The following is a 23,276-nucleotide window of genomic DNA, read 5'->3' on the forward strand; positions in this document are numbered from 1 at the left end:
TAATGGATAAATCTTTTCGTAAGACGAATGTTAGTATATGCGCAAATGACAATTTAGTCAATTGGTTGAAAAACGCTTTAAATCACTAAAGTGTTAAACGTCACAACCGAATAAGTATATAAAAAGAGACATCCGCCGTGAAATCGAAGGCGGATGTGGTGACAGACGATCTATGTCTGTTCAGCAAATATTTTTTCATTGTACAGCACACTTGGATGAGTTGGATGATGGGCGGAGGAGGCATGGTGATGTATTTTGGCTTGCTCCAGGTCGCCGAGCTGATAATAACAGTAGCAAAGCTGAAGGTGAGGATACCACGTTTTATATTGTGTAAGTGTGAAGGCTGTTTCGTTTTCAGGAGCCTTCAGCGCCTGCTCATACCAAAAGATGGCCGCCTGATGTTTATTTTGTATTTTTAGATGATCCCCGATCCGGCAGCAAAACTCTGGCCGGGGCTGATCATATAAGAAGGATCGTAATAATGAGGATAAGGCCGCTTCCTCGAAACCTACCGCATAATAGCAGTCCGCTAAATATTGGCATGTGCGAATTTCATCCTCAATCCAGCACTGTTTTGTGTTTAAAAATTCATGATAAAAACGAATCGCCCTGACATGCTGACCGTTGTCCCTTAATTCATTGGCAAAATAAAAGAGATCTCGGGGCGTCATGTCCTCTCCTTTTGCCAGCATGTTTTCATAAATTCGCAAGTTGCGCCCAGGCTCACCAAGAGTTGTTTTCTTGCGTTTTTGATGTGTGACGGCGATATCTGCTGGAAAGATGTTTCCATACACTTGAAGAAACTCATGAACGGCCCCATACCACTGAAAGTTCAACGAACGCTTCACAAGGCGATTTCTTCTATATTTGAAATTGACCTGACCGTCTTCATCGAATCCCACATGATAAAACATCGAAACGGCATCCACCGAGGGATCAAGTGTCTGCTTGAGCTGAAGCAGTTTTTGGCGGTCTTCTTCAAGCAGAACATCGTCAGCATCGAGCCATAAAATATACTCTTTCGCTGCATGTGAGAAAGCAAAGTTGCGTGCTTTTGCAAAATGCTGCACCCATTCAAAATCCAGTACCTTTGCTGAAAAAGAATGAGCGATCTCCTTCGTTTGATCTGTTGATCCCGTATCAACGATGATCATCTCATCGACAATGTCTTGAACAGAAGAAAGACAGTCCGCCAGCACTTCCTCTTCATTTTTCACAATCATACATAAGCTAATGGTTATCATCTTTAGATCACCTCTTCATAGTGTATCGAGCATCAAAAGGAAACATTCTTTTCAGCAGCGGGTTTTTTAAAACTAGTTTTCTGCTACTGGCTGATTTAAAATAAAGGAAGAATCTATGTAAGGGCTGATAAAATGAGTTTATTGAATGTTGAAGGATTATATAAAACCTATGGCGAGAAAACGCTGTTTGATCATATTTCGTTTCATATAGAACCGAAGGAGCGCATCGGATTGATTGGACCAAATGGTACAGGGAAGTCAACGCTTCTAAAGGTGATCGCAGGACTTGAATCTTTTGAGGAAGGTGACATCACGAAAGCAGGGACACTTGATATCGAATTTCTTGAGCAAGATCCTGAAATGAGCGGAAATGAAACGATTCTTGACTACATTTTTTCAGGAACGGCACCAATGATTCAAACGATGAAGGCGTATGAACAGGCACTCGCTGATTTAGAGCATGACCCGCAAAATGAGGCAAAACAAGAGGCGCTGATGCGCATGCAAAACCGAATGGATCAGGAAGACGCTTGGGATGCGAACCTTTCAGCCAAAACGATTTTGACAAAGCTTGGCGTGAAAGATGTGAGCCGCTCTGTACATGCATTATCAGGCGGACAGAAGAAACGTGTCGCCATTGCTAAAAATTTAATTCAGCCTGCAGGTTTGCTGATTTTAGATGAGCCAACCAACCACCTTGATAATGCCACCATTGAATGGCTTGAAGGATATTTAAGCCAATATAGCGGTGCTGTCATTCTCGTGACGCACGATCGTTATTTCTTAAACCGGGTGGCCAATCGAATTTATGAGTTAAATCAAGGACAGCTTTATACGTATAAAGGAAATTATGAAGTCTTTTTAGAAAAAAGAGCGGAGCGGGAAGCAGAGGCTCAGGTAAAAGAAACGAAGCGTCAAAACTTGCTTAGACGAGAGCTTGCATGGCTGAGACGAGGAGCAAAAGCAAGAACGACAAAGCAGAAAGCACGAATCGGCAGAGTCGAAGAGCTGAAGGATCAAAAAGGGCCTGATGCGAAGGGAGAGCTTGATTTTGCCATCGGCTCGCACCGCCTAGGAAAACAAGTGATCGAGGCAGAAGACTTATCGATTTCATTTGCTGGCCAGACCCTTGTGGAGCGGTTTACAGATTTAGTCGTGCCGGGTGATCGTATCGGATTCATCGGACCGAATGGAGTCGGCAAAACCACTCTGCTGAACTGTTTAGCGGGTAAAATCGAACCGACTTCTGGACAATTGACCATTGGACAAACCGTTCGTATTGGCTATTACACGCAGGATCACAAGGAAATGAATGATGAGCTGACCATCATTGAGTATATCAAGGAAACAGCTGAGATTGTCAAGACGTCTGATGGCGCCATTGTCACAGCAGAGCAGATGCTGGAGCGCTTCCTTTTCCCAAGATCGATGCAGCGGACGTTTATCCGTAAGCTGTCAGGGGGAGAACGCCGCAGATTGTATTTATTGAAGGTCTTAATGGAAGAACCGAATGTTCTCTTTTTAGATGAGCCGACGAACGACCTTGATACAGAGACCCTCAGTATTTTAGAGGATTATTTAGAGCAGTTCCCTGGCGTCGTCATCACCGTGTCCCATGATCGTTATTTCTTAGACCGAGTGGTTCACCGTCTGCTTGTCTTTGAAGGAAATGGCCGCATTTCACACTTCCAAGGTGCTTACAGCGATTATATGGAACAGGAAAAAGAGCAGAAGCGGACAGAGACAAAGCCTGCTGAAAAACAAGTAGAAGCTGCGCCGAAAAAGAGAAAAAAACTTTCTTATAAAGACCAGCTTGAATGGGACGGGATTGAAGACCGGATACAAGCATTAGAAGAAAAACATCAGCAGCTCGAAGCCGGCATTGCGGAAGCAGGCAGTGATTTTGGGAAAATTCAAGAGCTGATGGACGAACAAAAAGCCGTTGCGGAAGAACTAGAACAAGCAATGGACCGCTGGACAGAACTGTCGCTTATGATTGAGGAATTAAATGAATAAAGAAGTGGAAATAAAAAACCTGTAGAGCGATCTACAGGTTTTTTTGATAGGAGCATTTGGCATACGCATCATGCTGGTGGATGGATTCCTCATTACGGCACTCGACTTGAAAGGATTTAATCCATGGCTGCTCATATAATTCGATGGCAATTAATCTTGTGATATCTTCTACAAAGCGCGGATTTTCATAAGCCTCTTCCGTCACTTTCTTTTCATCAGGTCTTTTGAGCACGGGATAAAGCGGTGCGCTCGCATTGGACTCAATGATATGTAAAAGAGCGGCCTTGATGTCGTCAGGATGCGATGCTTGTTCAAACAATCCTACTAGAATGGAAACAGATCCGCGCTGATTATGTGCACCATATTCACTGATTTCCTTGGAACAGGGACATAATGTCGTGACCTGTGCATCACAGCCGACGTGACAGGTCCATCCGTCCTTTTCATGAAAATGGACGTCATATTTGATAGTCGCATGCATCAAGCCTGACTGACCGGTGACTGGGCTCTGTTTTTCCATGTACCATGGAAAGGCAACTTGAACGGAAGCAGAGGGCTGATTCATTCTCCGGGCGAGCGCTGCCGTCAATTCTTTTAGGGCATTCACATCAAGCGGCTTGCTGCTCTCATAAAACGAGTGCAGCTGTTCAGTGAGACGGCTCATATGAATGCCTTTTTGATGAGCTGGCAGGGAAGTACTCAGTGAAAATTCAGCAGTAGTTGTCTGGCGCTGTGGTGCTGTTTTAGATACGATATGCACCGGATAGGACATGCGGCAGATCCCGACTTGTTCAAGATGAAAATAAAAGTCCTGCTCTGTTTTTTGAATGTCCGTCATGTTCTCTTTTTGCCAAGGCTTTGTGCCAAGACTTGGCGGTACAGATCCGAATAGCTGGTGCCGTTCTTCTTTAGATAGAAATGAGCGCATATAGTACCTCCTTTAAATCGTAATAATTACTATTTATTTTGCGATAAAACAGGGAGGAAATCAAGGGTTAAAACTTTGACGTTTACGTTAAGGTTATAAAGGTGTATAATAAAACATGAATTGATGAGCAGGAGGCACTGGTGATGGAATGGATGAAAATTGATCAAGTGGCGAAAAGAAGCGGACTAACAAAACGGACGATTCGTTTCTATGAAGAGATTGGTTTATTATCAGCACCAAAGCGGACAGAGGGCGGAGTCAGACTTTACTCAGAGGACGACATGGAAGAGCTAGAGAAAGTGATGCAGGCAAAAGAGGTACTCGGCTTTTCTTTACAGGAGCTTCAATCGTTTATGGAAATCGGAAAGCAGCTAGAGCTGAATAAAGAAGGCTACTTGCTGTCGCTTGATCCGAAGGAACGATTAGAGAAGCTGTTAGATATTGAGGCGCAGCTGACTGTGCAGCATCAATTGATTTCAAAAAAGCTTGAAACCATTCAATCCTTTAAAAAGGATCTTGAAGCGATGAAAGAAAGAGCGGCTCATGCAATTGAGCAATTACAAAAATAAACACCTCTGCGTGTTTATTTTATTTTGTCAACATTTGAAGGAAAGGTTCTGATGGAATGAAGGAAGAAGAAGTGTTGAAACAGCGTACAAGTCTGCTTAGGCAGCCAAAAGCCGTTTGGGCTGTTGCCTTTGCGTGTGTGATTTCGTTTATGGGAATAGGACTCGTGGACCCGATTCTGCCAGCCATTGCATCGCAATTACATGCATCTCCAAGTCAGGTGTCTCTTTTATTTACAAGCTACTTACTTGTAACCGGCTTTGTGATGTTTTTCACCGGCTTTATTTCTAGCCGGATTGGTGCGAAATGGACATTATTAGTAGGACTCATTTTTATTATTGTTTTTTCTGCTTTAGGAGGTACTTCTTCAACGATTAATGAATTGATTGGCTTTAGAGGCGGATGGGGCATTGGGAATGCTTTATTTATTTCAACTGCACTCTCTGTCATTGTCGGTGTATCTGTTGGAGGAAGTGCGAAGGCCATTATTTTATACGAGGCAGCATTAGGTCTTGGGATATCGGTTGGACCGCTGCTTGGCGGTGAGCTTGGAACAATTTCTTGGCGCGGGCCTTTCTTTGGCGTTGCCGTGTTAATGCTCATTGCACTTTTAGCGATTACCTTTATGCTTCCACCTATGCAAAAGCCGCAGAAAAAAGTGAAATTTTTCGAGGCTGTCGGGGCGTTAAAATATAAAGGACTTTTAACGATGGCATCTGCCGCTTTCTTATACAATTTCGGTTTCTTTGTGCTTTTAGCGTATTCACCATTTGTGCTCCATCTTGATGAGCATGGACTTGGTTATGTCTTTTTTGGTTGGGGGCTATTCTTGGCTGTGACCTCTGTCTTCTCAGCGCCGGTCATTCATCGCAAACTTGGGACATTGACTTCACTTGTGGTTCTGTTTGCTTCGTTTGCTGTGATCTTATTCGGCATTGGGGTATGGACGTCTCATGTTGTGGTCGTGATATGCGGAATTGTCATTGCTGGGGGAATTCTCGGTATGATCAATACAGTGCTCACAACAGCTGTGATGGGGTCAGCACCGGTTGAACGTTCAATTGCTTCATCCTCTTACAGTGCTGTACGGTTTATTGGGGGCGCGATTGCTCCTTGGATTGCCGGAGTTCTCGCTGAATCGTATACAGCAAGTACACCTTATTATGTCGGGGCTGCTGTTGTTCTTCTAGGCATGATTATTCTGCTCCTTGGACGTAAGCATTTGGTGAATATCCAAACAGGTCATTAATTAGAAAAAGGCCTTATATCTTTTGAAGATATAAGGCTTTTTTGTCGTTATAATACTTTTGTCGTCCAAGATTCGCAATTCCAAGTTTCGGTTGCCACATCTTGATAAAATTCAGGTTCGTGAGAAATCAATAAGACGCTGCCTTTATATTCTTTTAAGGCGCGTTTTAGTTCTTCTTTTGCATCGACATCTAAATGGTTTGTCGGCTCATCGAGAACAAGTAAGTTGGTTTCTTCGTTGATCAGCTTGCAAAGACGGACCTTTGCTTTTTCTCCTCCGCTTAATACAGACACACGGCTTTCAATATGTTTTGTCGTTAATCCGCATTTTGCAAGAGCGGCTCTGACTTCGTATTGCGTGTAAGAAGGGAAGGTGCTCCATACTTCTTCAATACAAGTATTGCTGTTTTGCTCTTTTACTTCTTGCTCAAAGTAGCCAATATGCAAGAATTCTCCACGTTCCACCTCACCAGAAATAGGTGTGATTTCCCCAAGAAGACTTCGGAGCAGCGTCGTTTTTCCGATACCGTTAGCACCGTACAGCGCAATTTTTTGCCCGCGTTCCATTTTCAAATTCAATGGGCGGGAGAGCGGTTCATCATAACCGATGACCAAATCTTTCGTTTCAAATATCAGTTTCCCAGACGTACGTGCCTGTTTAAAGTGGAATTCTGGTTTTGGTTTTTCTGCTGCCAGTTCAATCATATCCATCTTATCCAATTTCTTTTGACGGGACATCGCCATATTTCTTGTGCTGACACGTGCTTTGTTTCTTGCGACAAAATCCTTTAGTTCAGCCACTTCCTGCTGCTGTCTTTTATAGGCTGCTTCAAGCTGCTGCTTCTTAACTTCGTACACTTGTTTAAATTGATCATAATCACCAACATAGCGCGTGAGCTCTTGATTTTCAACATGATAAATCAAGTTGATGACACTGTTTAAAAACGGAATATCATGTGAAATGAGGATAAACGCATTTTCATACTCCTGTAAATAGCGCTTCAGCCATTCAATATGCTGCTCATCCAAATAGTTGGTCGGCTCATCGAGAAGGAGAATTTCTGGCTTCTCTAACAGCAATTTTGCTAGCAGGACCTTCGTACGCTGACCGCCGCTGAGCTCCGTCACATCACGGTCCAATCCGAGATCCGTTAAGCCAAGACCTCTTGCAATCTCCTCGACCTTAGAATCAATGATATAGAAATCATTGTTTGTCAGTGCGTCCTGAATGACGCCAACTTCCTCTAACAGCTTTTCCAGCTCATCAGGATCGGCTTCACCCATTTTGCCATAAATGTCATTCATCGCAGCTTCCATTGAAAATAAATAATGGAATGCATCCTGAAGGACTTCACGGATCGTTCTTCCTTTTTCTAGCACGGTATGCTGATCAAGGTAGCCGACACGGACATTTTTCGCCCATTCGACTTTTCCTGCATCTGGCTCCAGCTTGCCAGTAATAATATTCATAAACGTTGACTTTCCTTCACCGTTGGCGCCGATTAAGCCGACATGCTCGCCTTTTAATAAACGGAAGGACACTTCGTGGAAAATGGCTCTGTCGCCAAAGCCATGACTTAAATCTTTAACAGATAATATCATTTTTTACACCTCAAATAGATTCAAAACGGCTAGTGCCTCTCATGATTATATCGAACTGTCCGGCTCGATAAAAGCATCAAAAGAAAAATTGCGTTTCAAAGCTGATTTTGAGATACTAAAGGATAGATTGAATGAGGATAAAGGAGATCGACATGACGGAAAATTGGGCATTTTTGAAAGAAGCAAAGCCATTTATTCAGGAAAATTTTCAAGCGGCTGGCTTCGAAAAACCAACAGCTATACAAGAAAAAACAGCAGAGTGGATTACGGAGAAGCGTGATGTGATCGCAGAATCGCCAACTGGAACGGGGAAGACACTTGCGTATGTACTGCCGCTTTTAAATAAAATTGATGTCAATATCAAGCATCCGCAAGTCTTAATCTTGGCACCTTCAAGAGAGCTTGTGATGCAAATCTTTGATGTCGTGCAAGAGTTCAAACAAGGATCAAACATCAAAGCGGTTTCCTTGATTGGTGGAGCGAACATCAAGAAGCAGCAAGAAAAATTAAAGAAACATCCGAACATCGTTGTGGCGACACCGGGCCGAGTACAAGAATTAATCAAAATCAAGAAACTGAAAATGCATGAAGTCAAAACGATTGTATTAGACGAAGCAGATCAGCTTCTTGTGCCAGAGCATATGAAAACGATCCAAGGGATCATTAAGTCCACATTAAAAGAAAGACAAATCCTTTGTTTTTCTGCAACGTTGAAAGAAGAAACCGTTCAGCTGATCAAAGAAATGACATCTGAACCAGAAGTATTGAAAATTGCTAGAAGCGAGGAAGAAGCGCAGAAAGTGAGTCACTATTATCTGTTATGTGATCAGCGTGACAAAGTGAAACTGCTGCAAAAGCTATCACGGCTTGAGGACATGCAGGCGCTCGTTTTTGTGCGTGACATTACGAACTTAAGCATTTATGCAGAGAAATTAGCGTACCATCATGTCGACCTTGGTGTCCTTCATAGTGAGGCAAAAAAAGCTGAACGTGCTGTGATCTTGAAATCATTTGAACAGCGTGAATTCTCGCTCCTCCTTGCAACAGATATTGCAGCAAGAGGAATCGATATTGATGATCTACCATATGTGATTCATGCAGATATGCCAAATGAAGAGGGCTACATTCACCGTTCAGGCAGAACCGGACGCGCAGGAAAAGAAGGCGCAGTCATCAGCCTTGTCACACCTCAAGAGCAATCAATGCTGAAAAAAATGGCGAAAAAGCTGAATCTTTCGCTTGAAGAAATTGTGTATAAGCAAGGCCAGCTGCACCTTGCGCCCAAGCAGGCATAAGAAAAGGACCCTCCATTATTGGCAGGGTCCTTTTTTGTTATGAAATTTTGACAAGCTGTTTTCCGACATTTTCCCCTTTGAATAGTCCAAGGAATGCATCAGGAATGTTGTCAAAGCCTTCAATGATTGTTTCTTTATATGTGAGTTTGTCTTCTTTTACCCATTGTGCGAGATCCTTCGCTGCCTCTCCAAAACGATCTGAATAGTTGCCAACGATGAAGCCTTGCATCAATGCGCTTGTTTTGATGAGTTTTGTTTGCACACGCGGCCCGATGTCCTCGCTTGCGCTAATATTATAAGAAGAAATGGCGCCGCACACTGGAATGCGTGCAAAACGGTTTAAATGATTCATCACCGCATCTGAAATCTCGCCGCCTACATTGTCAAAGTACACATCAACGCCGTTAGGACAGGCTTTTGCAATGGCATCATCTAAATCATTTGTTGTTTTATAATTAATCGTTTCATCAAAGCCCAATTCTTTTAAATAAGCGAGTTTATCATCAGATCCGGCAATTCCAACGACGTGTGCGCCTTTGATCTTAGCGATTTGTCCTACAACAGAACCAACAGCTCCTGCGGCTCCAGAGATGACAACCGTCTCGCCTTCTTTTGGCTGGCCAATCGCAAGCAGGCCGAAGTAAGCGGTTTGCCCTGGCATGCCCAAAATGCCTAAATAATAGGACAATGGCGCAATGGACGGATCAATTTTAGTCAGAGATTCAGCTTTGGCAGTGGAATATTCTTGCCATCCAAGGAATCCAAGGACAAAATCACCCTTTTCAAATTGAGGCGATTTCGACTCAACGACTTCTCCGACGACACCGCCCTGAATCACTTCATTTAGCTTGAACGGAGGTGTATAGGATTTTGTATCCTGCATTCGTCCTCTCATATAAGGATCTACAGAAACATATTTCGTTTGAATCAAGACCTCTCCATCTTGCGGCACAGGTATATCTACTGTTTCAAAATGAAAAACATCTTTTGTAGGTAATCCTTTTGGACGTTTAGCTAATTGAATTTGCTTTTGTTGACTCATGTAAAATCCTCCCTTTCACTTACAGCCTAGATTTACATTAACATGATGCTTCTTTTCGTTCAAAACATACGGTCTTTTCAAAACACACACAAAAAAGCAGCCGCCATCTCATCGAAGGGACTACTTTTTCTGAAAAGATACAGAGAGGAGCGGCGGGAGACAGCCAAACAGCTGATACACATCCGCATCACGTTCTTTTAACAAATATTCGTTTGCATTTTGCATGGAGGCTTTCATCATATCGCGCGTCACAAAAGGAAAAAGGATATTCAAGTATGAGGACAACATGTCTTGTGGATCTTGTTCAATTGACTCGATATCTCCAATGTTAATAATGATGGAAAAGAGATAATCAATGGAGATGTGAAAGTGCTGTTCGGCAAACAATGTAAGCGGCTTTGTATTTGCTTCTTCAGGATTCCACTTTTGAAAAAGCTGTTTCACCAAATCACTGACAACCCAAGCATTAAACTGCTGCTCCGCTGAAAAGTAATACATCAGCTCTCCCTCATTTCTAGCCTCCAGTATAAGAATTGTACAACAAATCAACAGGATTGAACATAATAATTCAGAAAATTTAGTCATTTTTACAGGCTTTTTGTCAAAAATAAGTCGATAGACATGGTACGTCGATCAAGCAATTTGGATGTGCTCGTGGAAGGTTTAATGTCAAAAGTGACGGGTAAAAGATTCGTAAGACGTTAAAGGAGGAATATAAAATGAAACCTGTTGTAAGAGAGTATTCAAATGATGAAACACTTCAAAAAGATGTAGAGCAATTAAAGGCACTCGGTGTTGCAAGAGAGGACATTTATGTTCTGTCCCATGACGATGACCGAACAGAGCGTATTGCAAGTAATGCAGATGCCAATACGATTGGCTCAAGAGAAGTTGGACTCAAACATGCGGTTGGGAACATCTTTAGTAAAAAGGGCGATGAGCTCCGCAATAAAATTCATGAAATTGGTTTCTCAAAAGAAGAAGCTGAGACATTTGAAGAACATTTAGACGAAGGGAAAGTCCTTCTCTTTGTCACAGATCATGAAAAAGTGAAAAACTGGGCGTAAACGCCAACCGAAAAAGCCTCTTACTTTTGTAAGGGGCTTTTTTTCATGCTTCCATGTCTGAAAGAGAGACATATATCTTTTTTACGATATTAAGTAAATACAGAAGTATGGAATAAATAGTAAACTCTCTAATTGAAAATGCCGTTATACCAATGAAAATCAAGAAGAATCAGAAAAAATAGTCGAAATATCACAAAAAACCATTCGGGAAATAATCATTGTATCTTTCTATTTTGATTTAAAATTAAATAAAAAACTTGTGTAATTTAGTAGATAAATTTCTTAGTTCTATTGGTTTAAGTTGTATTTTTGTGTAGAAATAAGTGTTTTAAGGTCAAAAAACCACGAAAATTACCTGTATTTTCAATTAGAAAATTCATTTTAATGTTTAGGAAATAATTTGTTGACAAAATAAACTAAAAACAATATATTTGGCTTAATCCAGTCATTATGGAATTAGTTGTTAAATTTCCGGCAGGTTTATTCGAAGCATAATCTAGTGAAAGGGGGTGGCAAGAACCAAAGCGTAAGCGCCTCTTAGATACAAAAATGTCTACTAGAACTGAACAAATCGTCGTTTACTTGAAGAAAAAATGATCGCCATTCTAAACAGTAGATTGATCTTTCTACTAAAAGCACAGTGTAAGAGATTGTCCAAAAGACGTTAAGTCCTTATAAAAAAGAGAAAGCGGTTTCAATAAGAAATGTGAGTTGATCGAACGGTAAAGGAGGTGAACTCATATGAAAAAAAGAGAGAACAAGCTGAGGCGGTGCGGCCTTCGAACGGCTGCATATGAGGATGAATGCTGAAAAAGAAGAGTGAACATGTGGGGTGCTTCTCTTCTTTTTCAGAAAAACAGATTTTCCTAAAAAATCCATCTTTCATTTTAACATAAGGTTTTTGGCTTGAAAACCACCTTTGCCCGAAAAGAAGATTGTGAATTGAAGGAGGTTTCATGATGAAAAAGGCTTTGTACCATGAAGACAGTGGATTGTATTTAGAAAAGATGCGCATGGCATTCCAAGAGCATTATGAGCAAAGAACAGATATGTGGTCTACTGATCCATCCTTAACAGACGCAGCAGTGATGTCATTAAAGGCATGGCGTTCAAGGGAAAAGAATGCACTTGCTTCTGTGCTGGATATCGGGTGCGGCAACGGCCGTGCACTAGAACATTTAAGCGGGCTTTCCGCATATGTCGGTATCGACCTGTATGAGCATGAGGAGTGGGAAGGATTACAGAAAAGAGAAACAGTTCCTGTCCATTTTGTTCATCAAGATTTTATGTCATGGTCCATGGATCAGGGACGCGGGATGCAGTTTGATTTAATTTTAGATCATGGCTGCTTTCATCATCAACATCCTGATGATCATGAACGTTATTTAAAACAGGTCTCTTCTTTACTTCATGAAGGCGGTGTCTTTTCACTTGTTGTCTGGGGAGAACAGTGGAAAACAGGATTAATCGGAGAAGATGGCCGTTTCCATTTTTCATTTTCAGATTCTCAGCTTGGCGAAAAAATTTGTACATCAGGTCTTGAGCTTGTATCCATATCACCGTTACAAGCGAAGGCTGGAATAAGCCAGCATCATGTCATTGCCGTCAAAATCTAGTACAAAGGTGAGTGATTCAAAGCTAGCAGAGGAGTTCATGGGAAGAAAGAGCGTCTGCCAATCAAGAGCGTTTGCTGCTCTGACAGAAAATAAAGCATATGAACCAAAATTTCTGCTCCTTTGTACTGGAAAAGGACAAGGTCTAAAACGATGAGAGACATCGCACATCCATTTCCTTCTGCGGGAGCACACAAGCTGAGGGGTGCGTACACATATTCATCACTCCATCACTGCGCTATGGGAGTCGATTTGGGTGCAGTGATGAATAGGGGGGAGACTAATGAACAAGTTTGTAGATGAATTACAATCAATGATTCATCATTTTACCTTTCAAGATAAACACTATTTGCTCGTGGGGCCTGTGAATTTGCCAATTTCCATTCAACATGAAGAAGTGCCATTTAAGTGGTATGCCTTCGCGCCTGTTGAACGGGATACAAAACCAACGATCGAATCGATTGTCCAAATGAGTACCGCGCAGCAAACCTTTTCCTCTTGTCTCTTATTTGGCGACTTTGAAAATGAACGGCCGCCGCTTGTGCGAATCCATAGTGTCTGCCAAACAGGAGATGTGTTTGGGTCACTGAAATGTGATTGTGGTCCACAGCTTGCATTATCGCTGAAGAAAATCACCGATTACGGAAAAGGCATGCTTGTGTATATGGCCAATCAAGAAGGTCGGTCTATTGGGCTGATGGCAAAAGCGTTGACGTATAAATTACAGGAGATGCAGCTGGATACTTTTGAAGCCAACCGCCTGATCGGCTGCGGGGATGATGATCGGCATTACGAGGAAGCAGCAGCTGTTTTGCACTATTTAAACAAAGGAAAACCATTGCATTTACTAACGAACAATCCAGATAAAGTCGATTCTATTGCAGCTTTCGGTCTTCCTGTTTTGCGGTTTGATCATACGGTCGAAGCCTCTCTCTACAATGAAGCCTATTTAAAGGCAAAAGCAGCCTCAGGGCATATGGTCGATGAGAAGAAATTAATTAATCAATAGACGAGTTTATTGAAAGAAGGCGGGAGAAAAGCGTGAAACCTGATATCAATTGGATTCAAATCCCAAGCGGCTATGCAACGATTGGAAGTAATGAAGAAGATATGAAAAAGGCAGCAGAATTCTGGAAGGACAAGCTGCTCAATCCAACCTACGGCCGTGAGAAAAAATTTCAAAAATGGCTGTACAAAGAATTTCCGTCCTATCAGCCGTATATCAACGAATTTTTTATCTCAGATACGGTCGTCAGCAATGAACTGTATCAAAGCTATTGTGATGAAACAGGCCAGACATACCCGGAGAGTTTAACGAACGAAGAGCTTGGCGGGGGAAAAGATCATCCAGCTTGGGGCATGGACATTGAGGATGCCTTCTCGTTCTGTCAGTGGCTGAGCGGGAAACTTGGGATTGATGTTTCGATTCCTACTGAAGAAGAATGGGAGTATGCTGCCCGGGGAAACACGAGAAATCAATACCCGTGGGGAGATGAGTTTGATCCTTCTTACTGCAATACGCACGAATCAAATATTGAAAAAACGACGCCTGTCCGTCATTACGAAAAGGGCCGATCCTTATTTGGTCTTTATGATATGGGAGGAAACGTCGAGGAATGGGTCAACACCAAATATCACGTTTATGAAGGCGGCATCGAGGTCGTCGATGATTTAACGGAAACACTCGGAAGTGACTACTACATTTTAAAAGGCGGCTCTTTCGCAAGAGGCGGAGATTTATGCAGAGTCGCAAGAAGACACGGGAAGCACCCAGATCCTGTTTTTCGATTTACTGGTTTTCGTTTAGTGACTCGTCAAAAACAACATATAAAGGTGGGAGTGTAAAACTATGCATAGAGGACCAATTACATCTGTTTTATCAACTCAGCACGACCAAATTGTTTACACTGGCGGCTATGACCGCTGTATTTATCAGTGGAACCGGGCGACGGGAGAAGGAACGTTTATTGGCAGTCACGAGCATATCATTAACTCTTTATCTCTTTCTGAAAACGGAAAGTATTTAGCAAGTGCATCGTCAGACTATACCATTCAATTGTATGATACAGGCACACATACCCGAATCCGCACGTTGTTTGGTCATGCAGATGATGTAGAAGCCGTCGCTTTTGCGAAGCAGGATACTTTACTTGTATCCGTGTCCAGAGATAGAAGATGCTTAGTCTGGGATATCGAAACGGGCGCTATTTTAAGAGAATTCCATGGCCATAGCAAAGATGTATTAGCTGTATGGATACATGGTGATAAAGCTTATACAACAGGTGATGATGGATATGTCCTTGTATGGCTGTATGAAACCGGAGAAATTGTAGGGGAAATCGGCCCGTTTGATTATGAGCTCGATACAATCAGCGGCAGCAATCAAAAAGAAGTATTCGCACTTGGCAGAGATGATGGCACTGTTATTATTTACGATGCAGCTACTTTACAGGAGAAGAAAATCATCAAAGCCCATTTACAGGGCGTCAAGCGCGTGAATTTTTCTCCAAGCGGCAATTACTTGCTGACAGCAGGCTACGACCATTTAATTAAGCTGTGGAATTATGAAACAGGTGATTTAGTCGATACACTGCTGCCTCATAAATATCAGTGGGAGCGCTCACTTGTCTGGACAGAGGATGAGAAGTCAATACTAGGGGCCAGCTTTGGAAAAACATATTGTGAATGGTCGATCGAAAAGGGCAAAGTCATATCAGATGAGATCGAAATGGCGACACCATCTATCAATGATATTGCGCTGACTGATGCGGGTGATATTATTACCGCATCTGATGATGGAAAATTCAGAAAAAATGGGATTGAAATCGCCAAATCGACGGGCGTTTTAACAAATGGAGTAGCTGTTGCACGGGATGGAAGCTATTATGCGTGGGGAGATCATGCAAGTCAGGTGCATATTGTTCATGAGTCATTAAAGCAAATGGTTTCGTTTGATCTTAACACAGGTCCGGTCAACAGCGTGTATTTTCACGAGGAGGATCGTCAATTTTATATTGGAACTTATGGCGGTTATGTCCATGTCATTTCGACAGAACACTTAAAGGAAATCGGCCGTTCCAAAGCACACGATTGTGCGGTTAAAGCATTAAAGGTAGAAGGAGATCTTATCATCACAGCAGCAGTTGAAGGAACCATCTGTCTTTTAGATAAAAAGAGTTTGTCCTTAAAAGCGGAATACATTGGTGCGACAGAGCTGTTAAATGATGTCTTTATTGATAGTAAACGAGACCGTATCGCCATTGTCAGCCGCGACAAGAATGTGAGATTGTTTGATTTGCATACAGGAAGAATTTTAGACCAGCATAACGAACACCAGTATTCGATTAAATCGGTCACAGTCACAGACTCAGGCTATATTGTAAGCGGTGATTATTGGGGCTATATCGTTGTGTGGAATCCAGAGCTGGATGTCAACACCGGCCCAATTAGAATTGCCCAAAATGGGATTAGTGCCATCAGACAATTAGGCAATGATGTATATGCAAGCTCATATGACGGCGGGATTTATCACGTTCGAGAAGATGGGACGCATACCGAAGTATTACGCTTATTTGAACAATTTCCGAAAGAAGTAATCTCTCATTAAGAAAAAGAATGTAAGCGGGGGATTCTCATGATAAGTGTTTGCAAGGAACATATGAAAAAAGGTCTGTCTGTACTCAATTGTCCGCATGTGCTCCTCATTAATAAATATGAATGTCGCAAATGCTGTTTTTGTATACAACGAGCATCTTATAAACTTTTTTATTCCTTGCCTTACTATGATCGATCTGAAAAGAAACGGATGGAAAAAATATAGCACATGAGAATAGAACTCCTTCATTCCCTGAAGGAGTTCTTTCCCTTGAAAGAGAGGAAAGGAGACTTACATGAAAGACGATGTTTTTTATATGAAGCTAGCGATTGCCAACGCAAAGGCCATGAAAGGACAAACCTCGCCAAATCCGCTTGTCGGGGCAGTGGTAGTCAAAAAAGGTGAGATCGTTGGAATTGGTGCTCACATGAAGGCGGGCGAGCCGCATGCTGAAATTCATGCGCTGCAAATGGCAGGAGATAAGGCGAAGGGGGCTCATCTATATGTGACGCTCGAACCTTGTTCGCATCATGGAAAAACAGGCCCTTGCTCAGAAGCCATTATAAAGAGCGGGGTGAAACGTGTGGTCATTGCCACTAGGGACCCAAATCCACTTGTAGCAGGTAAAGGGGTCACGATGTTGAAACAGGCAGGGATAGAAGTAGAAGAAGGGGTATGTAAGCGGGAAGCGGACAGCTTAAATCTTCCTTTTTTTCATTCGATACAATCAGACCTTCCTTATGTCATATTAAAAACAGCCATTTCGTTAGATGGGAAAATTGCAACAGCTCATCAAGAAAGCAAATGGATTACAGGGACAGAAGCGAGGAATGAAGTGCAGCAATTACGTCAAGAAGCAGATGCTGTGATAACAGGCGTTGAAACCATTATTCAAGATGATGCAGGTCTTATTGTAAAAGATTCAATCGTGACACAGCCCATTCGTGTCATTTTAGATTCCACATTAAGGATTCCGCTTCATGCGAAATGTTTAAATGATCATATGGCAGAAACCATCATTTGTACCTCAAACAAGTACGATCAAAAAAAATACCATCAACTGGTGCAAAAAGGACATCAAGTATTTGTCACAAGCGGAGAAAATCGGACAGATCTTCATGCGGTGTTACGTATGCTGAAAAGGCGCTCTGTGATGTCGGTGCTTGTAGAGGCGGGAGGCAGTGTGAGCGCATCCTTTTTAGAAGCGTCACTTGTGAACGAAGTCATTATTTATATGGCACCATTATTAATTGGAGGGAAAGATGCACCTACTTTCTTTGAAGGAGAAGGTACGAAATCATTAAAAGAAGCCATCCGTCCGGTAGATATGGATTATAGTATGGTAGGAAAAGATTTAAAAATGACGATGAGACTTTAATGAAAGAAGGACCTTGTGCATAAAGTGCAAGGTCTTTTGATTATTTTAAAAAAATAAAAGTGTACATACACCTTTCCCAGTCATGATGAATACGATGGATGGGGGTGATTCCATGAAAAGATGTAGGCAATGTGGTAAGACATATCCAACTCATTCGACAGACCACTACCAAAAAGGAAGCTGGTATGATGCGTATAAGGATGATGGCTGGGAATGTGATAGTTGTAAAAAAGGGATATCAGAAAAGCCTAGGAAACCAGTAAAAAATCCTTGCTGCGGAAAAGATCCTTGTGTTTGTGTGATTCAAGGTCCGCCAGGCGGGAGAGGAAGAAGAGGCCCAGCAGGTCCAGCGGGTGCAGTGGGTCCAGCGGGTCCGGCAGGCCCAGCAGGTCCAGCAGGTCCAATCGGTCCAACAGGCGTAGGTTTAACAGGCATCTTGGCATTTGATCCAGCAGTAGCACCAACCTACCCAGTAGGGCAAGTGGTGACATACGATGGCAGTACGTACGTCGTCAATTCAGTACCGCCATTAGGTACACCGGATACGTCGGCAGATTATACATTATTAGCTGCAGCGGGGGAAACAGGTACAGGGCCAACAGGTGTCACAGGAGATCCAGGTCCAACTGGAGCCACAGGAGCCACCGGCGTGGGTTTAACTGGGGTTGTACCGTATGATGCTGCAGCAGCACCAGGATATCCATTGGGGCAAGTGGTGACATATGAAGGTGGAACGTATCTTGTGAATACAGCATCACCAACAGGTACACCAGATACATCACCAGATTATACGCTTTTAGCCGCTGTAGGCGCGACTGGCGTTACAGGCGCTACCGGTACGGGAGCAACAGGAGAAATTGGTCCAACCGGAGCAACCGGCGTCACGGGAGCAACAGGAGAAATTGGCCCAACCGGAGCCACTGGTGTTACAGGAGCGACTGGAGAAATTGGCCCAACCGGAACTACTGGCACAGGAGTCACAGGAGCAACGGGTACCACCGGTGCAACCGGAGCAACCGGTGTCACAGGAGCAACTGGTGATACGGGAGCCACAGGAGCCACCGGTGCCACAGGGATTACAGGAGCGACGGGAGTAGGTCTAGCCGGCGTCACAGCGTTTGATCCAGCGGCAGCGCCGACATATCCAGTAGGTCAAGTGGTAACATATGAAGGAGGAACTTACCTCGTCAATACGGCGCCGCCAACAGGTACACCTGATACGTCACCAGATTATACGTTATTGGCCGCTGCAGGAGCGACTGGCGTTACGGGAGCAACAGGAGAAATTGGCCCAACCGGAGCCACTGGTGTTACGGGAGCGACGGGGGAAATTGGCCCAACCGGAGCTACTGGCACAGGAGCAACAGGGATCACAGGCGCGACAGGAGCAACTGGTGCAACCGGCGTCACAGGAGCAACTGGTGCAACTGGGATAACTGGTGATACAGGGGCAACAGGAGTGACCGGAGCGACAGGTGTCGGTTTATCTGGAGTTGCAGCGTTTGATCCAGCAGTAGCGCCAACCTATCCAGTAGGTCAAGTAGTGACATATGAAGGTGGAACATATCTGGTCAATACAGCGCCGCCAACAGGCACACCGGATACTTCTCCAGACTATACGTTATTAGCAGCCGCAGGCGCGACAGGTGTCACGGGAGCGACAGGAGCAACTGGGATAACCGGTGATACAGGAGCGACCGGAGCAACCGGCGTCACAGGAGCCACCGGGGTAACAGGAGATACGGGTGTAACCGGCGTCACAGGCCCAACTGGAGCAACTGGGATAACCGGTGATACAGGAGCGACCGGAGCAACCGGCGTCACAGGAGCAACCGGCGTCACAGGAGCCACCGGGGTAACAGGAGATACGGGTGTAACCGGCGTCACAGGCCCAACTGGAGCAACTGGGATAACTGGTGATACAGGGGCAACAGGAGTAACCGGTGTAGGATTAACTGGTATTCTGACATTTGACCCAGCAACAGCGCCAACCTATCCAGTAGGTCAAGTGGTGACATATGAAGGTGGAACCTATGTTGTGAATACAGCGCCGCCAACAGGCACACCGGATACTTCTTCAGACTATACGTTATTAGCAGCCGCAGGCGCGACAGGTGTCACGGGAGCGACAGGAGAAACTGGTGCAACCGGTGATACAGGAGCGACAGGAGCAACGGGCGTCACAGGAGCCACCGGAGCAACTGGGGCAACGGGTGATACAGGAGCCACGGGAGTCACGGGTACAGGAGCAACCGGTGCAACTGGATTAACTGGAGCAACGGGCGTCACAGGAGCCACCGGGGTAACAGGAGATACGGGTGCAACTGGAGTAACCGGAGCAACTGGGGTAACGGGTGATACAGGTGCGACTGGAGTCACAGGTGATACAGGTCTCACCGGAGCAACTGGAGTAACCGGAGCAACAGGCGCCACGGGAGTGACCGGTGCAACTGGATTAACTGGAGTAACCGGAGCGACCGGTGTCACAGGAGCCACGGGAGCCACAGGTTTAACCGGCGCAACCGGAGCAACTGGAGTAACAGGAGCCACGGGAGCCACAGGTCTAACCGGCGCAACCGGAGCAACTGGATTAACTGGAGTCACCGGAGTTACAGGTCTAACCGGCGCAACCGGAGTTACCGGCGCAACGGGTCTAACCGGTGCAACAGGCGCCACGGGAGTCACAGGTACAGGAGCAACAGGCGCCACCGGTCCAACAGGAGTGACAGGATCGAGTGCGATCATTCCGTTTGCTTCAGGTACACCTGCTGTCCTGACAACAATTGCAGGCGGTCTCGTTGGAACATCCAGCTTGATCGGATTTGGTAACTCAGCGACAGGTGTCAGTATTTTAGGCGGAGTGATTGATTTAACCGGCGCTGCAGGCACTTTACTCAACATGGCGTTCTCAGTTCCTAGAGCCGGAACAATCACATCATTTGCCGGCTATTTCAGTACGACAGCTGCTCTTTCTTTGCTTGGCACAAGTATTACGGTCACAGCTAGTTTGTTTGCTTCACCAACACCAAATAACAGTTTCACTCAAGTAGCGAGTGTCACTTTAGCACCAGCTTTAACCGGTGTTTTAACGCTGGGTGCAATTGCAAATGGTATTGCGACTGGTCTAAATGTACCAGTCACACCTGAAACACGATTGCTTGTTGTATTCTCCGCATCAGCTACAGGTCTATCCTTAGTGAATACCGTAGCAGGCTATGCGAGTGCTGGTTTATCGATCACGTAATAGGCATACAGGGACGACTCGATTTTGAGTCGTCTTTTTTGTTTGAAAGAATTTTCTCTTAACTTAGTAAGAAAAAATGATATCATTTTCTTAGAGTCTATTCGGTGAATCTACTGAATTAGGGGTTGTAGCGGTGAGAATGGGCAAAAGGAAAGTCACTTTACAAACGAAAATTTTGGGGTTAATTATCGGGCTTTTGCTTGTTGTCATTGCATTATTAACCATTTGTTTTGGTTTTTTGCAGACATCAGAAAGGCAGGGGCAAGCTGAACAGCTGGCGGTGCAGACCGCTAGAACGATATCATATATGCCGCCCATTAAAGCATCGGTGGCTCTATCAGCGTCCCAAAATGAAGAACAGGCAGTGCTTGAGCAAATGAAGGAGCAAGTAAGAGCTCATGCCATCTTCATTACCAATCGAAAAGGAAAGGTCCTTGTTCATACGAATCATGAGGACGTAGGAAAAACCATCAGTGTTTCGGAAGGAAGAAGTACTCTCTTATTTGGAGGAACCTCCATATCAACTGATGATTCTAATGGTGAAACCGTTGTCAGAGGCAGTGCACCCATTATGAAAGAAACAGAGGGGCATGAAGAAATTATCGGCACAGTCACCGTCGAATTTTTAAAAAAGGAAATTGATCAAGCGACAGCTCATCAGCTATTGAAGCTTAGCTATATTGCCCTTCTCGTGCTTTTGCCTGGCATATTCGGTGCGATTTTTTTAACGAAGAGTATTCGCAAAGATACATTAGGGCTTGAGCCGCATGAAATTGCTTCGTTGTATCGAGAAAGAGAAGCGATGCTGCTCGCTATAAAAGAAGGGATCATTGCGTTTGACCAGAAAGGCGCGATTACGATGATGAATACATCAGCTGAGCACATGCTGAGCGTCTCATCAAAGCTGCCTCTTCATATTGATCAAGTCTTGCCAAATGCCAAACTTCTTCTCTATTTAAAGGCAGAGACGATTGAACCTAACATCGAAACCGTCGTCAATGATAAAACCTATGTCTTAAATGTGAAAAAAGTAATGCAGGATCATCGAGTATTCGGAGGGATTGTGAGCTTCAGAGAGAAAACAGAGCTGACGAAGCTGCTGGATACATTAACAGAGGTCAGCCAATATTCAGAAGACCTAAGGGCCCAAACGCACGAATTCTCAAATAAGCTGTACGCCATTTTAGGCCTGCTTGAGCTGAAGCAAGTCGATGAAGCCATCGACTTAATTAAAGAAGAATATCATCTGCAAAACCGTCAGCACGATTTACTCATGAAGCAGATTCGGTCTCCTAAAATACAAGCCATCTTACTTGGCAAGTTAGGGAAAGCATCTGAGAAGAAAGTCCATTTCCATATTGATGAAAATAGCTCACTTGAGCCGCTCCCAGCTCATTTAAGTTTATCTCACTTTATCACCATCATTGGCAATCTCGTAGACAATGCTTTTGAAGCTGTATTAAATAAGGAGAAGCGTGAGGTTGACCTGTTCATCACAGATATTGGGTTTGATATTATCATAGAAGTGTCAGATTCAGGTGATGGGGTGAATGAAGAAGAACTGTCACAGATTTTCACAAGAGGCCATTCGTCAAAGGGAGAAGGACGAGGCTATGGGCTTGCGAATGTGAAAGAAGTATTGGACGAGCTTGGGGGCTGGATTGAAGTTGCGAACCAAAAAGAAGGCGGTGCCATCTTCACTGTATACATACCGAAAGGCACAAAGGGGGAATAGATGGTGATTAAGGTACTCATTGCGGAGGATGATTTTCGAATCGCTGCCATTCATGAATCTTATATTCAAAAGATAGAAGGATTTAAGGTCGCTGGAAAGGCAAAGAGTGCAAAAGATATGTGGGAGGCGCTCCAGAGGGAACAAGTGGATCTCATTTTGCTTGATGTGTATATGCCTGATGAGCTCGGCACAAACCTGCTGCCGCTTTTAAGAGAACGCTGTCCTGAAGTAGATGTGATCATTATCACGGCTGCAACGGAAACGACGCTTTTAAGAGATGCGCTTCATTACGGAGTGGTTCATTATTTAATCAAACCGGTGACCGCACAAAAGTTTGCACAAGTTTTAACCGAATATAAAGAGAAGAAAGACATCATCAATTCAAAGGATGAAGTCAATCAAACGATGATCGATCTGTTTTTTGGGCAGATGCAGGAAGAGCCAAAACAAAGGGATGACAGAGATCTCCCCACAGGCATCAATTCACTGACCTTGGATAAAGTGAAAACATTGATGGTATCAGAGAATAGCGGAATTACAGCAGAAGAACTCGGGGAAAAGATGGGCGCATCACGTACAACTGCGAGACGGTATGTAGAGTATCTCGTGACAACAGGGGAATGCCGGGCAGAGCTTGCATACGGAATCATTGGCAGACCTGAACGTAAATATTATCCTGCCAAACAAGCGGAGTCTTAAAAG

19 protein-coding genes are annotated in these 23,276 nt (G+C 43.9%); 13 read left to right on the forward strand and 6 right to left on the reverse strand.

All coding sequences use genetic code 11. The features are described 5' to 3' along the window. Positions 1 to 170 precede the first annotated feature (170 nt). Positions 171 to 1,244: a glycosyltransferase family 2 protein gene (locus MHI08_RS03560; RefSeq protein WP_025092666.1), complete on the reverse strand. Its 1,074-nt coding sequence runs from the start codon at positions 1,242 to 1,244 to the stop codon at positions 171 to 173. A gap of 132 nt (positions 1,245 to 1,376) precedes the next feature. Between MHI08_RS03560 and MHI08_RS03565 the strand changes: the two genes are divergently transcribed. Beyond that, a complete protein-coding gene (locus MHI08_RS03565) occupies positions 1,377 to 3,260 on the forward strand; it encodes an ABC-F family ATP-binding cassette domain-containing protein (RefSeq protein ID WP_056767628.1) in 1,884 nt (627 codons plus the stop codon). Positions 3,261 to 3,291: 31 nt separating this feature from the next. On the opposite strand, the gene folE2 is transcribed toward MHI08_RS03565, so the two are convergent. Next, entirely contained in the window at positions 3,292 to 4,188 is an 897-nt protein-coding gene (gene folE2 / locus MHI08_RS03570) for a GTP cyclohydrolase FolE2 (RefSeq protein WP_342499999.1), read from the reverse strand. A 143-nt stretch (positions 4,189 to 4,331) separates the two neighbouring features. On the opposite strand from folE2, the gene MHI08_RS03575 reads away from it, so the two are divergent. Both MHI08_RS03575 and MHI08_RS03580 read left to right on the forward strand, forming a co-directional pair. Beyond that, positions 4,332 to 4,757, forward strand: coding sequence for a MerR family transcriptional regulator (locus tag MHI08_RS03575; RefSeq protein ID WP_024424586.1), 426 nt, complete (start codon positions 4,332 to 4,334; stop codon positions 4,755 to 4,757). 56 nt (positions 4,758 to 4,813) lie between these two features. Then, complete coding sequence (locus MHI08_RS03580; protein ID WP_056767631.1) at positions 4,814 to 6,004, forward strand: MFS transporter; 1,191 nt, start codon at positions 4,814 to 4,816, stop codon at positions 6,002 to 6,004. Between the two features lie 47 nt (positions 6,005 to 6,051). Here MHI08_RS03580 and MHI08_RS03585 read toward each other — a convergent pair whose 3' ends face one another. Then, positions 6,052 to 7,605 (reverse strand): ABC-F family ATP-binding cassette domain-containing protein, encoded by a 1,554-nt coding sequence (locus MHI08_RS03585; RefSeq protein ID WP_025092670.1) that lies wholly within the window; start codon positions 7,603 to 7,605, stop codon positions 6,052 to 6,054. A 152-nt stretch (positions 7,606 to 7,757) separates the two neighbouring features. On the opposite strand from MHI08_RS03585, the gene MHI08_RS03590 reads away from it, so the two are divergent. Beyond that, entirely contained in the window at positions 7,758 to 8,900 is a 1,143-nt protein-coding gene (locus MHI08_RS03590) for a DEAD/DEAH box helicase (RefSeq protein ID WP_056767634.1), read from the forward strand. A 37-nt stretch (positions 8,901 to 8,937) separates the two neighbouring features. Here MHI08_RS03590 and MHI08_RS03595 read toward each other — a convergent pair whose 3' ends face one another. Both MHI08_RS03595 and MHI08_RS03600 read right to left on the reverse strand, forming a co-directional pair. Further along, positions 8,938 to 9,942: an NADP-dependent oxidoreductase gene (locus tag MHI08_RS03595; protein ID WP_024426643.1), complete on the reverse strand. Its 1,005-nt coding sequence runs from the start codon at positions 9,940 to 9,942 to the stop codon at positions 8,938 to 8,940. 120 nt (positions 9,943 to 10,062) lie between these two features. Beyond that, entirely contained in the window at positions 10,063 to 10,440 is a 378-nt protein-coding gene (locus tag MHI08_RS03600) for a YfmB family protein (protein ID WP_024426642.1), read from the reverse strand. Positions 10,441 to 10,661: 221 nt separating this feature from the next. Between MHI08_RS03600 and MHI08_RS03605 the strand changes: the two genes are divergently transcribed. After that, entirely contained in the window at positions 10,662 to 11,009 is a 348-nt protein-coding gene (locus MHI08_RS03605; protein ID WP_024424592.1) for a general stress protein, read from the forward strand. 959 nt (positions 11,010 to 11,968) lie between these two features. Continuing rightward, positions 11,969 to 12,625 carry a methyltransferase domain-containing protein gene (locus tag MHI08_RS03610; RefSeq protein WP_024424594.1) on the forward strand — a complete coding sequence of 219 codons (657 nt, stop codon included), beginning with the start codon at positions 11,969 to 11,971 and terminating at the stop codon, positions 12,623 to 12,625. Positions 12,626 to 12,660: 35 nt separating this feature from the next. Here the strand turns inward: MHI08_RS03610 and MHI08_RS03615 are convergent, their stop codons facing one another. Continuing rightward, positions 12,661 to 12,786, reverse strand: coding sequence for a hypothetical protein (locus tag MHI08_RS03615; RefSeq protein WP_254968622.1), 126 nt, complete (start codon positions 12,784 to 12,786; stop codon positions 12,661 to 12,663). 119 nt (positions 12,787 to 12,905) lie between these two features. On the opposite strand from MHI08_RS03615, the gene MHI08_RS03620 reads away from it, so the two are divergent. The 7 genes from MHI08_RS03620 (at position 12,906) to MHI08_RS03650 (ending at position 23,273) form a co-directional block, all read left to right on the forward strand. Next, entirely contained in the window at positions 12,906 to 13,631 is a 726-nt protein-coding gene (locus MHI08_RS03620; RefSeq protein ID WP_024426639.1) for a GTP cyclohydrolase II, read from the forward strand. Between the two features lie 32 nt (positions 13,632 to 13,663). Continuing rightward, the gene (locus tag MHI08_RS03625) at positions 13,664 to 14,467 is read left to right on the forward strand and encodes an SUMF1/EgtB/PvdO family nonheme iron enzyme (protein WP_024424597.1); all 804 of its coding nucleotides are present in this window, start codon (positions 13,664 to 13,666) and stop codon (positions 14,465 to 14,467) included. Positions 14,468 to 14,471: 4 nt separating this feature from the next. Then, on the forward strand, positions 14,472 to 16,229 hold the full coding sequence (locus MHI08_RS03630) for a WD40 repeat domain-containing protein (RefSeq protein WP_024426638.1): 1,758 nt from the start codon (positions 14,472 to 14,474) through the stop codon (positions 16,227 to 16,229). Between the two features lie 283 nt (positions 16,230 to 16,512). Continuing rightward, positions 16,513 to 17,595 carry a bifunctional diaminohydroxyphosphoribosylaminopyrimidine deaminase/5-amino-6-(5-phosphoribosylamino)uracil reductase RibD gene (ribD, locus tag MHI08_RS03635; protein WP_224427211.1) on the forward strand — a complete coding sequence of 361 codons (1,083 nt, stop codon included), beginning with the start codon at positions 16,513 to 16,515 and terminating at the stop codon, positions 17,593 to 17,595. 112 nt (positions 17,596 to 17,707) lie between these two features. Next, positions 17,708 to 20,839: an exosporium glycoprotein BclB-related protein gene (locus tag MHI08_RS03640; RefSeq protein ID WP_342500000.1), complete on the forward strand. Its 3,132-nt coding sequence runs from the start codon at positions 17,708 to 17,710 to the stop codon at positions 20,837 to 20,839. Positions 20,840 to 20,978: 139 nt separating this feature from the next. Continuing rightward, positions 20,979 to 22,574, forward strand: a complete 1,596-nt coding sequence (locus tag MHI08_RS03645; RefSeq protein ID WP_342500001.1) for a sensor histidine kinase — start codon at positions 20,979 to 20,981, stop codon at positions 22,572 to 22,574. 3 nt (positions 22,575 to 22,577) lie between these two features. After that, complete coding sequence (locus MHI08_RS03650; RefSeq protein WP_342500002.1) at positions 22,578 to 23,273, forward strand: response regulator; 696 nt, start codon at positions 22,578 to 22,580, stop codon at positions 23,271 to 23,273. Positions 23,274 to 23,276 lie beyond the last annotated feature (3 nt).

The sequence above is a fragment of the Bacillus sp. FSL M7-0791 genome, from assembly GCF_038627085.1.
In the GTDB taxonomy this organism is placed as follows: Bacteria; Bacillota; Bacilli; order Bacillales; family Bacillaceae; genus Bacillus; species Bacillus safensis.